8 protein-coding genes are annotated in these 12,692 nt (G+C 54.3%); 7 read left to right on the forward strand and 1 reads right to left on the reverse strand.

What is annotated here, in order from left to right; translation table 11 throughout:
• Nucleotides 1-16: 16 nt before the first annotated feature.
• From ICA20_RS05165 to ICA20_RS05185, 5 genes are all read left to right on the forward strand, one after another.
• Nucleotides 17-466: a flavodoxin gene (locus tag ICA20_RS05165; protein WP_038633219.1), complete on the forward strand. Its 450-nt coding sequence runs from the start codon at nucleotides 17-19 to the stop codon at nucleotides 464-466.
• Between the two features lie 344 nt (nucleotides 467-810).
• Nucleotides 811-2,163, forward strand: a complete 1,353-nt coding sequence (gene gudP, locus ICA20_RS05170; RefSeq protein ID WP_038633216.1) for a galactarate/glucarate/glycerate transporter GudP — start codon at nucleotides 811-813, stop codon at nucleotides 2,161-2,163.
• Nucleotides 2,164-2,165: 2 nt separating this feature from the next.
• Nucleotides 2,166-3,506 (forward strand): enolase C-terminal domain-like protein, encoded by a 1,341-nt coding sequence (locus ICA20_RS05175; protein WP_038633213.1) that lies wholly within the window; start codon nucleotides 2,166-2,168, stop codon nucleotides 3,504-3,506.
• 20 nt (nucleotides 3,507-3,526) lie between these two features.
• Complete coding sequence (gudD, locus tag ICA20_RS05180; protein WP_038633210.1) at nucleotides 3,527-4,867, forward strand: glucarate dehydratase; 1,341 nt, start codon at nucleotides 3,527-3,529, stop codon at nucleotides 4,865-4,867.
• Nucleotides 4,868-4,949: 82 nt separating this feature from the next.
• Complete coding sequence (locus ICA20_RS05185; RefSeq protein ID WP_038633208.1) at nucleotides 4,950-6,092, forward strand: glycerate kinase; 1,143 nt, start codon at nucleotides 4,950-4,952, stop codon at nucleotides 6,090-6,092.
• A gap of 41 nt (nucleotides 6,093-6,133) precedes the next feature.
• Here ICA20_RS05185 and barA read toward each other — a convergent pair whose 3' ends face one another.
• Nucleotides 6,134-8,890: a two-component sensor histidine kinase BarA gene (gene barA, locus ICA20_RS05190; RefSeq protein WP_038633206.1), complete on the reverse strand. Its 2,757-nt coding sequence runs from the start codon at nucleotides 8,888-8,890 to the stop codon at nucleotides 6,134-6,136.
• Between the two features lie 57 nt (nucleotides 8,891-8,947).
• Here barA and rlmD point away from each other — a divergent pair, with 57 nt between their 5' ends.
• Together rlmD and relA are read left to right on the forward strand one after the other, a co-directional pair.
• On the forward strand, nucleotides 8,948-10,246 hold the full coding sequence (rlmD, locus tag ICA20_RS05195) for a 23S rRNA (uracil(1939)-C(5))-methyltransferase RlmD (protein ID WP_038633202.1): 1,299 nt from the start codon (nucleotides 8,948-8,950) through the stop codon (nucleotides 10,244-10,246).
• 100 nt (nucleotides 10,247-10,346) lie between these two features.
• Nucleotides 10,347-12,578: a GTP diphosphokinase gene (gene relA / locus ICA20_RS05200; RefSeq protein ID WP_038633199.1), complete on the forward strand. Its 2,232-nt coding sequence runs from the start codon at nucleotides 10,347-10,349 to the stop codon at nucleotides 12,576-12,578.
• Nucleotides 12,579-12,692 lie beyond the last annotated feature (114 nt).

The raw sequence follows: 12,692 nt of genomic DNA on the forward strand, positions 1-12,692 counted from the left end.
CCTGGAGATAAAGGTTATGGCGGAAATTGGAATTTTTGTCGGCACGATGTATGGAAACGCGCTGCTGGTTGCCGAAGAGGCCGAGGCGATTTTAACTGCGCAGGGCCATAAAGCCACGGTATTTGAAGACCCGGAGCTTACCGACTGGCAGGCATATCAGGATAAATATGCATTGGTGGTAACCTCAACGACCGGGCAGGGCGATCTGCCGGATAGCATCGTACCGCTGTTTCAGGGAATCAAAGATAGTCTTGGTTTCCAGCCGAATCTGCGTTATGGCGTCATTGCGCTTGGCGACAGCAGCTACGTTAATTTTTGCAATGGCGGCAAGCAGTTCGATGCGCTGTTACAGGAACAAAGCGCGCAGCGCGTAGGTGAAATGCTGCTGATTGATGCCAGCGAGCATCCTGAACCGGAAAGCGAATCTAATCCCTGGGTAGAAAACTGGGGCACCTTGCTTAAATAATCCCTCGCCCGCACGGGCATACAACCCCCATTAGAAAACCGTAGGCCGGGTCAGGCGAAGCCGACACCCGGCAATAAAACCCCAATTACGTGAACTAACTTCCATTGCTTTGGGCTTATGCCCCAAACAACTTCTCACTGCCTCCCTAATGTTGTGTTCATGCACGGTGAGGGAAAGTGGCACTCCTTCATATACTTTTCCCGTCAGTTTCCGGAATGGCAGCGAGTCAGAATAAAACGGCCCTGAGCTGTACCAAAACTGCCACACACTAACCTCTCATTCTGATCACCCTACAGGTGCTGTACAGAATGAACTGGCGCAAGCCAGGATTCAGGAGTGCAACAATGAGTTCATTAAGTCAGGCGGCGAGCAGCGCGGAAAAACGCACTAACGCTCGCTACTGGATAGTGGTGATGCTGTTTATCGTCACATCCTTCAACTACGGCGATCGCGCCACCTTATCCATTGCCGGTTCGGAGATGGCCAAAGACATTGGCCTGGATGCGGTAGGCATGGGGTATGTATTCTCCGCTTTCTCATGGGCGTATGTCATCGGCCAGATCCCCGGCGGCTGGCTGCTCGATCGCTTCGGCTCCAAACGTGTTTATTTCTGGTCCATTTTTATCTGGTCCATGTTTACCCTGCTGCAGGGCTTCGTCGATATCTTTAGCGGCTTCGGTATTATCGTCGCGCTGTTTACCCTGCGCTTCCTCGTAGGGTTAGCCGAAGCCCCCTCTTTCCCCGGCAACAGTCGTATTGTGGCGGCGTGGTTCCCGGCGCAGGAAAGGGGCACGGCGGTCGCTATCTTTAACTCGGCGCAATACTTTGCCACCGTTATCTTCGCGCCAATCATGGGTTGGCTGACCCATGAAGTGGGTTGGTCACACGTGTTCTTCTTTATGGGCGGTCTCGGAATTGTTATCAGCTTTATCTGGTTGAAGGTGATTCATGAACCGAACCAGCATCCGGGCGTAAACCAAAAAGAGCTGGAATACATTGCCGAAGGCGGGGCGCTGATCAATATGGATCAGGCGGCAGCCAAAGCTAAAGTACCGTTCAGCGTGAAGTGGGGGCAGATCAAACAACTGCTGGGTTCGCGAATGATGATCGGTATTTATATTGGCCAATACTGCATTAATGCGCTGACCTACTTCTTTATCACCTGGTTCCCGGTTTATCTGGTGCAGGCGCGAGGTATGTCCATTCTGAAAGCCGGCTTTGTTGCCTCTGTCCCGGCCATTTGCGGATTTGCGGGCGGCGTGCTCGGCGGCATTATTTCCGACTGGCTGATGCGCCGTACCGGTTCGCTGAATATCGCGCGTAAAACGCCAATCGTCATGGGGATGCTGTTATCGATGGTGATGGTGTTCTGTAACTACGTCAACGTTGAGTGGATGATCATCGGCTTTATGGCGCTGGCCTTCTTCGGTAAAGGCATCGGCGCGTTGGGATGGGCGGTGATGGCCGATACCGCGCCAAAAGAGATCAGCGGTCTGAGCGGCGGCCTGTTCAATATGTTTGGCAACATTTCCGGCATCGTCACGCCAATTGCTATTGGCTACATTGTGGGCACTACCGGCTCGTTTAACGGCGCGTTGATTTACGTAGGGGTACATGCGCTGATTGCTGTCGTCAGTTATCTGGTGCTGGTGGGGGATATTAAACGTATCGAATTGAAACCTGTCACAGGACAATGACGATGACAACACAATCGAGTCCCGTTATTACCGATATGAAGGTCATCCCGGTGGCCGGGCATGACAGCATGCTGCTCAATATTGGCGGTGCGCATAACGCATATTTCACCCGCAATATCGTGGTGCTCACCGATAACGCCGGCAATACCGGGGTTGGTGAAGCGCCGGGCGGTGAAGTGATTTATCAGACGCTGGTGGATGCAATCCCACAGGTGTTGGGACAGGAAGTCGCGCGTCTGAATAAAGTGGTTCAGCAGGTGCATAAAGGCAACCAGGCCGCTGACTTTGACACTTTCGGCAAAGGCGCCTGGACCTTTGAACTGCGGGTTAATGCGGTGGCCGCGCTTGAAGCCGCATTGCTCGATCTGCTGGGCAAGGCGCTGAACGTTCCGGTTTGTGAACTGTTAGGGCCAGGCAAGCAGCGCGATGCGGTCACTGTGCTCGGCTATCTGTTCTATGTCGGCGATCGCAGCAAAACCGATCTGCCGTATCTGGAGAGCACGCCGGGCCACCATGAGTGGTATCACCTGCGTCACCAGCAAGCGATGAACAGTGAAGCGGTGGTGCGCCTGGCAGAGGCTTCGCAAGATCGCTACGGCTTTAAAGATTTCAAACTCAAGGGGGGCGTACTGCCCGGCGAGCAAGAAATCGACACCGCTCGTGCGCTGAAAAAACGCTTCCCGGAGGCGCGTATTACGGTTGATCCCAACGGGGCCTGGCTGCTGGATGAAGCCATTTCCCTGTGTAAAGGGCTGAACGATGTTCTGACTTATGCTGAAGATCCGTGCGGTGCCGAACAGGGTTTTTCAGGCCGCGAAGTGATGGCCGAGTTCCGCCGTGCGACCGGTCTGCCGGTGGCGACCAATATGATCGCCACCAACTGGCGTGAAATGGGGCATGCGGTGATGCTGAACTCAGTAGATATTCCGCTGGCCGATCCGCACTTCTGGACCCTTTCCGGCGCGGTGCGCGTGGCACAGTTATGCGATGACTGGGGCCTGACCTGGGGCTGCCATTCCAACAATCATTTTGATATTTCGTTGGCGATGTTTACCCACGTTGGCGCCGCGGCACCGGGCAACCCGACGGCTATCGACACCCACTGGATCTGGCAGGAGGGCGATTGCCGTCTGACCAAAAATCCGCTGGAGATTAAAAACGGAAAAATTGCGGTACCCGATGCGCCCGGTCTGGGCGTGGAGCTGGACTGGGAGCAGATACAGAAAGCCCATGAGGCCTATAAGGCGCTGCCCGGCGGCGCGCGTAATGACGCAGGCCCGATGCAGTACCTGATTCCCGGATGGACTTTTGACCGTAAACGTCCCGTTTTCGGCCGCCACTAATTTTGAATAAGGATTTAAATATGAGCGCACAATTTACTACCCCCGTCGTGACCTCTATGCAGGTGATCCCGGTTGCGGGCCATGACAGCATGCTGATGAACCTGAGCGGTGCTCATGCCCCGTTCTTTACACGTAATATTGTGATTATTAAAGATAACTCTGGCCATACCGGGGTAGGGGAAATTCCTGGCGGCGAAAAAATTCGTCAGACCCTGGAAGATGCCATTCCGCTGGTGGTGGGTAAAACGCTGGGTGAGTACAAAAACGTACTGAACGCGGTACGTAATACGTTTGCCGATCGTGATGCCGGTGGCCGTGGTTTGCAGACTTTCGATTTACGTACCACTATTCATGTGGTTACCGGGATCGAAGCGGCGATGTTGGATCTGTTAGGTCAGCATCTGGGCGTCAACGTCGCATCTCTGCTGGGCGATGGTCAGCAGCGTAGCGAAGTCGAAATGCTTGGCTATCTGTTCTTCGTTGGTAACCGTAAAGCGACGCCGCTGCCGTATCAAAGCCAACCGGATGAAAAATGCGACTGGTATCGCCTGCGTCATGAAGAGGCGATGACCCCGGACGCGGTAGTGCGTCTGGCGGAAGCAGCGTATGAGAAATATGGTTTCAACGACTTCAAACTGAAAGGCGGCGTACTGGCCGGGGAAGAAGAAGCGGAATCTATTGTGGCGCTGGCGAAACGCTTTCCACAGGCGCGCGTCACGCTCGATCCCAACGGCGCATGGTCGCTGAATGAAGCGATTAAAATTGGTAAGTACCTGAGAGGATCGCTGGCTTATGCGGAAGATCCGTGCGGCGCAGAGCAGGGCTTCTCCGGTCGTGAAGTGATGGCGGAATTCCGTCGAGCTACCGGGCTGCCGACGGCGACCAATATGATCGCTACCGACTGGCGTCAGATGGGGCATACCCTGTCGTTGCAGTCCGTGGATATCCCGCTGGCGGATCCGCACTTCTGGACGATGCAGGGTTCTGTTCGCGTGGCGCAGATGTGCCATGAGTTCGGGCTGACCTGGGGCTCGCACTCTAACAACCACTTTGATATTTCGCTGGCGATGTTTACTCATGTCGCGGCGGCGGCGCCTGGGAAAATTACCGCTATCGATACCCATTGGATCTGGCAGGAAGGTAACCAGCGACTGACCAAAGAACCTTTTGCAATCAAGGGCGGTATGGTGCAGGTTCCGGCGAAACCGGGCCTGGGCGTGGAGCTGGATATGGATCAGGTGATGAAAGCGCATGAGCTGTATCAGCAACATGGACTGGGTGCACGTGATGATGCGATGGGAATGCAGTATCTGATCCCGAACTGGACATTTGATAATAAGCGCCCGTGCATGGTACGCTAAGCGAACTGGGACCGCTCCCATGAATGGAGCGGTTTTCCTCCTGGTGTATGCTTAACACAGTCAACATGCGTAAGGATGCTTTATGAAAATAGTGATCGCACCGGATTCCTATAAGGAAAGTTTGAGTGCGCTTGAAGTCGCAACGGCGATTGAACTGGGATTCCGTGAGATCTGGCCTGAGGCGGATTACGTGAAGATCCCGGTCGCAGATGGCGGTGAGGGAACGGTCGAAGCGATGGTTGCCGCTACGCAAGGCCACCTTGTGCATGTTGATGTTACCGGCCCTTTGGGCAATACAATTCAGGCTTTTTATGGTTTATCCGGCGATGAGCGCTCGGCGTTTATTGAAATGGCAGCCGCCAGCGGGCTGGAGCAGGTTCCTGCTAATTTACGCGATCCGCTGAAAACGACCTCCTGGGGAACCGGGGAGCTAATTCGTCATGCGCTGGATGCGGGCGTGGAGCATATCATCATCGGGATTGGCGGTAGCGCCACCAATGATGGCGGTGCTGGTATGGTGCAGGCGCTGGGCGCAAGGTTGCTGGATGCGCAAGATGAAGATATTGCCCATGGCGCGATGGGCCTGGAATCGCTCACCCGGATTGATATCTCGCAGTTAGACCCGCGTCTTGCCGGATGTCGTATCGAAGTGGCCTGCGACGTCACTAACCCGTTGACCGGTAAAGAAGGAGCCTCCGTGGTCTTTGGCCCACAAAAGGGGGCGACGGCGGAGATGATTCCGCGTCTTGATCGGGCGCTTACGCACTATGCGCAACTGATCGCGCGCGATCTGGACGTCAATGTGCTGGAGCTGGCCGGCGGTGGCGCTGCTGGCGGTATGGGGGCGGCGCTGTATGCGTTTTGCGGCGCACAGCTACGCCGCGGTATTGAGATCGTGACGGATGCGTTACGCCTGGATGCCTGCGTTGCGGATGCAGACTTAGTGGTGACAGGTGAAGGGCGTATCGACAGCCAGACTATTCACGGTAAGGTTCCGGTTGGCGTGGCGAAGATCGCAAAGCGTTACAACAAACCGGTGATCGGCATTGCCGGTAGCCTGACGGCGGATGTCGGTGTTGTACACCTACATGGGCTGGATGCGGTTTTCAGCGTCATCTATACCATTTGTTCGCTGGATGAGGCGCTGAAGAATGCAAGTGAGAACGTACGCATGACCGCGCGCAACGTGGCTGCGACGCTGAAAGCGGGGCAACAGTTACGCTGAGTTACAGGCCGGATGGCGGTCACGCCGCCATCCGGCGAATATCAGCCCAACAACTTCTTCGCTTCGCGGGCAACGTTGTCCATTTCATCCAGCAGCTCTAAAAACTCAGGCTCCAGCTCTTCTTCTTTGGTCCCGCTACGTAATTGTTGCTCAATGAGCTGGCACAGGTTTTTCATGCGCGGGACGCCGCTATAGCCGCAACTACCGTGCAGCTTATGAATCATATCCACCAGCCCTTCAGGGTTTTCGCCTACCAGTTGTTCTTCAATTTTGTTGCGCACCTCGGGTAGAAAATCGAGCAGCATTTGCAGCATATCCCGCGCCAGATCGTTTTTCCCTGCGGCTTGTCTTAATGCCAGTTGCCAGTCGAGCGTGGTATTCGGATTGACGACCGGCTCCGGAGGTTCAACTGCGAGCGCCCTAAGCGATGTGGCCGCGCCGGGTTTGTAGCGTAACAGGAGATTGTGCAGCTTATCTTCTTCGATAGGCTTCGCCAGGTAATCATTCATCCCGGCGCTGAGCAGCTTCTCTTTTTGCCCGGCCATCGCATGCGCGGTGACCGCAATAACTGGCGTCTGTTGTTGATGAGGCAACTGGTGGATCAGTTCGCAGGCGCGAATACCGTCCATGTCGGGCATCTGAATATCCATCAGGATCAGATCAAACGGCATCTGTTTGGCGCGATCCACCGCCTGGTGCCCGCTGTCGCAGAGTACGACGTGCTGTACCTTATCTTCCAGCAGTGCGCCGATCAGCTTGAGGTTCGCCGGGTTGTCGTCCACCGCCATAACGGTCATGGCGATTTTGCTTTCATCTGGCAATGGCTGATCCGCGCTGTAGTTCAACTGGCAATACTCTGTCAGCGCAGGCAGTAGTCGGGTTGAGGTGAGAGGCTTCAGCAGACACGCCGCCGCGCCGCCTTGTTTCAATTTCTCGGCGTTAATCTGTGCGTGACAGGGCAGGGCTAATAACAGGAAATCGGTCATCGCCGCTGCGCTTGCCAGCCGCTCATGTTGCATGGTGAGCGGTTCGCGCAACGTGACCGGAATGCCAATCAGCAGAATATCGTAGTGATCCTTCGGCAGCCCGGAGAATGAAGGGCTGTAAATCACCTCCAGCGGCGTTTCACTTAATATATCTAACGTGCATTGCGCGGCAGTGGCGTTAGGTTCGACATAAGCCAGTCGTTTACCAGCAAGGCACCGGGTTGTCGAGCGATCGATGAGAACGTTAGGGTTGAGATCGAGACTAATATGGAACCAGAAGGTGGATCCGCGGTTCGGCTGGCTATGGAAGGAGATATCCCCGCCCATTTCGTTGACCAGTTTTTGCGTAATGACCAGGCCCAGTCCGGTACCGCCGTGGCGGCGGGAAATACTGGCATCCGCCTGACGGAAGGCCTGGAACAGGCGTGACTGATCGCGCTCAGGGATACCGATGCCGGTATCGCGGATTTGCACTTCAATTTGCACTTTCGTGTTACTGAGGGCGCGTTTCTCGACCAGAATGTCGATATTACCGCCTTCGGTAAATTTGATGGCATTGCCGACCAGATTGGTAATGACCTGCTGTAAGCGCAGCGGGTCGCCGATGACGTTGTCCGGCACATCATTCTTAATATTCAGCGTCAGCTCAAGCCCTTTATCATGGGACGAATGCGCTAACAGCGTGACGACGTCATCCAGCGTGCTGCGTAGCGGGAACGGAATGCTTTCCAGAATGAGCTTGCCCGCTTCCAGTTTGGAGAAATCGAGCACATCATTGATGATGGCCAGCAGATTGTTGGCCGATCGCTCAATCGTATTCAGGTGATCGCGTTGCGTGGTGTTAAGCTCGGTTTTCAGCGTCAGGCGCGTAAAGCCAATCACGCCATTCAGCGGGGTGCGTAGCTCGTGCGACATGTTAGCCAGGAACTCAGACTTAATTCGGGCCGCCTCCTGTGCGCGTTTTTTCGCCAGATCCAGTTCGACGTTCTGAATTTCCATCTGCTCCAGGGTTTCACGCAGGTCGGAAGTCGCCTGATCGATATTGTGCTGCATCTCTTCATGGTAGGCTGCAAGAGACATCGCCATCGAGTTGATACCGTTTTTGAGCATATCCAGCTCGCCCAGCATGAAACCTTCCACACGGCTGTCGAGCTGCCCTCTACGTATACGGTCAACGGTATTCACCATGTTGCGAATCGGGCCGGTTACGTCGCGCATCAGACGCCAGCCGAAAATTAACGCAATACCAATACAAAACAGCATCATTACGCTGGAGATAAAGATCTCTTTATATTGCTGCAGTCGAACCGACTTGAGGTCCAGTTCAAGCGCTACATACCCCAGCATATTTTGCGTATTTTTGGCGTCGCTTATGGCAGATTCATCCGGCGAATAGCTTTCCGATATAATTGGCGTTCGCAGGATCATAATATCCCCGAGCCGGGTGACGCTCAGCTTACGGGGAAACGGTGAACCGGTCGCCAGCTGCATTTCAGACGGATCGAGATGAAAATTGGAGGTGACAAACAGCCGGTTATTCTCGTCATAGACAGAAATTGCCCGCACGATATCGGAATGGCGGCGATGCAGTACGCTGATGAGCTGGCCGATGGATTCCCTGTTTTGCAGGTTCATGCCATATTCGCTGGAGACCGCCAGTGGCTCTATGATACTGGCGCCGGCATCTTCCAGTTGACGCTGCAAGTCGTTATAGCGATGCACAACAAAAAAGATACTGAGCAGCAAACCAATCAGGACGGTCGGGGCCAGGATCAGAATCATCATGCGTGCGCGCAGGCTGTAGTTGGTCATGGAGTTCCGTTATGGGACAATTAGGGTCACACTGTTAAATAGAGAAATATCTCGTCGATGGCGCAATTCTACTCTGCAAAACGACGCGTGACGACGCGTCAGATCATAACCGTTACCGTCAATGACCTCGATCCTTTTGGTCAGGGTGTCGCTCGCCATAACGGAAAGGCGTTGTTTATACCAGAATTGCTACCCCAGGAAAGCGCAGAGGTGGTGATTACCGAAGATAAAAAACAGTTCGCCCGCGCGCAAGTAAAACGACGTTTAAACGACAGTCCACAACGTGAAGTGCCACGTTGCCCGCATTTTGGCGTCTGTGGCGGTTGCCAGCAGCAGCACGCCAGCATCCCGTTGCAGCAGCGTAGCAAAAGCGCGGCGTTAGCGCGTTTAATGAAATGTGAAGTGTCGGATGTTATCGCTGATACCCCGTGGGGCTATCGTCGTCGCGCACGTTTGAGCCTGAACTATCGGTCAAAAGAACAAAAATTGCAGATGGGTTTTCGCAAATCCGGTTCCAGCGACATTATTGATGTTAAACAATGCCCTATTCTGGTGCCCCAACTTGAAGCGCTGTTGCCCCACATCAGGGCGTGTCTGGAGAGTTTGCAAGGGTTACGTCATCTCGGTCATGTTGAGCTGGTGCAGGCAGGGAGCGGCGCGTTGATGATTTTACGCCACACGGCACCATTAAGTGCTGCGGATAAAGAAAAACTGGAATGCTTTTCGCATTCTCAGGGGCTGTCTTTGTTTCTGGCCCCGCAAAGCGAGATACTGGAATCAGTATCAGAAGAATCGCCCTGGTATGACTCAAATGGACTACGGTTAAGCTTCAGCCCGCGTGATTTTATTCAGGTCAATGCAGGGGTAAACCAAAAAATGGTCGCCTGTGCGCTGGAATGGCTGGATGTGCGACCTGAAGATCGCGTGCTCGATCTGTTCTGCGGTATGGGGAATTTTACTCTGCCGCTGGCTGTGCGGGCAGCAAGCGTGGTGGGGGTTGAAGGAGTACCGGCGCTGGTCGAAAAAGCCCGGGAAAACGCGCTGAATAACGGATTACACAACGTGACATTCTTTCATGAAAACCTTGAGGAGGATGTTACCCAGCAGCCGTGGGCGAAAAACGGATTCGATAAAGTATTGCTCGATCCTGCGCGTGCGGGGGCTGCCGGTGTGATGCAACATATTATAAAATTAAGCCCTGGTCGCGTTGTTTATGTATCCTGTAACCCAGCAACGCTGGCTCGTGACAGCGACGCTTTGCTCAACGCGGGATATGCCATACGGCGACTGGCAATGCTCGATATGTTCCCGCACACTGGACACCTGGAATCGATGGTCCTGTTTGAGCGTTTGTAATGAAATTTGTACCCATTGGATTTCGGGTTGTAATGCAGCATGAAAGACAATGGGTATGGCTTGTCGACTTCGACAGGCCAGGCCCCTAAAGGAGAGGACAATGGTTGCGGTAAGAAGTGCACATATAAATAAAGCTGGTGAATTTGATCCCAAGAAATGGATCGCGAGTCTGGGAATCTCCAGCCAGCAGTCGTGTGAACGCTTAGCCGAAACCTGGGCGTACTGCCAGCAGCAAACACAGGGACATCCTGATGCGGATTTGCTGCTATGGCGTGGCGTGGAGATGGTAGAAATACTCTCTATGTTGAGCATGGATATCGACACGCTGCGTGCGGCAATGCTATTTCCTCTGGCGGATGCCAACGTGGTCAGTGAGGACATCCTGCGCGAAAGCGTGGGTAAATCCATTGTGCATCTTATCCATGGCGTGCGCGATATGGCGGCGATACGCCAGCTGAAAGCCACGCATACCGATTCAGTCTCTTCCGAGCAGGTCGATAACGTCCGCCGTATGCTGCTGGCAATGGTGGATGATTTCCGCTGCGTGGTCATCAAGCTGGCGGAGAGGATCGCGCATCTGCGTGAAGTGAAAGACGCACCGGAAGATGAACGCGTTCTGGCGGCAAAAGAGTGCACCAATATCTATGCGCCGCTGGCCAACCGTTTGGGCATCGGGCAATTAAAATGGGAGCTGGAAGATTACTGCTTCCGCTACCTGCACCCGGCCGAATACAAACGCATTGCCAAGCTGCTGCACGAGCGTCGCATCGATCGCGAACACTATATTGAAGAGTTCGTTGGTCATCTGCGCTCAGAAATGAAAACGGAAGGCGTCAAAGCCGAAGTGTACGGGCGTCCGAAGCATATCTACAGCATCTGGCGTAAAATGCAGAAAAAGCAGTTAGCCTTCGATGAGCTGTTCGATGTGCGCGCGGTGCGTATCGTGGCGGAGCGTCTACAGGACTGCTATGCCGCGCTCGGGATAGTACATACTCACTATCGCCATCTGCCGGATGAGTTCGATGATTACGTCGCTAATCCAAAACCCAACGGCTACCAGTCGATCCATACGGTTGTGTTGGGGCCGGGTGGAAAAACCATTGAAATCCAGATCCGCACCAAACAGATGCACGAAGATGCCGAACTGGGCGTGGCGGCGCACTGGAAGTACAAAGAAGGTGCCGTAACGGGCATGCGTTCTGGTTACGAAGACAGAATTGCCTGGCTGCGTAAGCTGATCGCCTGGCAGGAAGAGATGGCGGATTCCGGCGAAATGCTGGATGAAGTGCGCAGCCAGGTCTTCGATGACCGGGTTTACGTCTTTACGCCAAAAGGTGACGTTGTTGACTTACCTGCAGGCTCCACGCCGCTGGACTTTGCTTACCACATTCACAGTGATGTAGGGCATCGTTGCATTGGCGCGAAAATTGGTGGGCGTATCGTACCGTTTACCTACCAGTTACAGATGGGCGATCAAATTGAAATTATCACCCAGAAACAGCCAAACCCAAGCCGTGACTGGTTGAACCCTAACCTTGGCTATGTGACCACCAGCCGTGGTCGCTCGAAGATCCACGCCTGGTTCCGTAAACAGGATCGTGACAAAAACATCCTTGCGGGCCGCCAGATCCTCGACGATGAGCTTGCGCACCTGGGCATTAGCCTGAAAGAGGCGGAAAAACATCTGCTGCCGCGCTACAGCTTCAATGAACTGGATGAACTGCTGGCGGCGATTGGCGGAGGAGACATCCGTCTCAACCAGATGGTGAACTTCCTGCAGGCGCAGTTTAATAAGCCCAGCGCTGCCGAGCAGGATGCAGCCGCGCTGAAACAGCTTCAGCAGAAAACCCAGGCGCCGCAGAGTCGCCGTAAAGACGATGGTCGCGTCGTGGTGGAAGGGGTCGGTAACCTGATGCACCACATCGCGCGCTGCTGCCAGCCGATTCCTGGCGATGAAATCGTTGGGTTTATCACCCAGGGGCGCGGTATTTCCGTGCACCGGGCCGATTGCGAACAGTTGGCAGAGCTGCGTTCACACGCGCCGGAGCGGATTGTTGATGCGGTTTGGGGCGAAAGCTACTCGGCGGGATACTCGCTGGTGGTTCGCGTACAGGCCAACGATCGCAGCGGTTTATTGCGTGATATCACCACCATTCTTGCCAACGAGAAAGTGAACGTGCTGGGGGTTGCCAGCCGGAGCGATACCAAGCAACAGTTGGCCACCATCGATATGACCATCGAAATCTATAACCTGCAGGTGCTCGGACGCGTGCTTGGCAAGCTGAACCAGGTGCCGGATGTGATCGACGCACGTCGTCTGCACGGTAATTAATTATTTTGTAGGCCGGATAATCTTGTAGGCCTGATAAAACGCGTTAGCGTTGCCATCTGGCATTGCCATGTTGCCGGATGTCGGCTATCGCCTTATCCGGTCTACCGTATTGAA

The organism is Citrobacter sp. C5_2 (genome assembly GCF_014596845.2).
In the GTDB taxonomy this organism is placed as follows: Bacteria; Pseudomonadota; Gammaproteobacteria; order Enterobacterales; family Enterobacteriaceae; genus Citrobacter; species Citrobacter werkmanii.

Bases quoted from the DNA above. Each gene is read 5' to 3' on its own strand.
- ICA20_RS05165 (WP_038633219.1), top strand. From the start codon at position 17: ATGGCGGAAATTGGAATTTTTGTCGGCACGATGTATGGAAACGCGCTG.
- ICA20_RS05185 (WP_038633208.1), top strand. From the start codon at position 4,950: ATGAAAATAGTGATCGCACCGGATTCCTATAAGGAAAGTTTGAGTGCG.
- gudP (WP_038633216.1), top strand. From the start codon at position 811: ATGAGTTCATTAAGTCAGGCGGCGAGCAGCGCGGAAAAACGCACTAAC.
- barA (WP_038633206.1), bottom strand. From the start codon at position 8,890: ATGACCAACTACAGCCTGCGCGCACGCATGATGATTCTGATCCTGGCC.
- relA (WP_038633199.1), top strand. From the start codon at position 10,347: ATGGTTGCGGTAAGAAGTGCACATATAAATAAAGCTGGTGAATTTGAT.
- rlmD (WP_038633202.1), top strand. From the start codon at position 8,948: ATGGCGCAATTCTACTCTGCAAAACGACGCGTGACGACGCGTCAGATC.
- ICA20_RS05175 (WP_038633213.1), top strand. From the start codon at position 2,166: ATGACAACACAATCGAGTCCCGTTATTACCGATATGAAGGTCATCCCG.
- gudD (WP_038633210.1), top strand. From the start codon at position 3,527: ATGAGCGCACAATTTACTACCCCCGTCGTGACCTCTATGCAGGTGATC.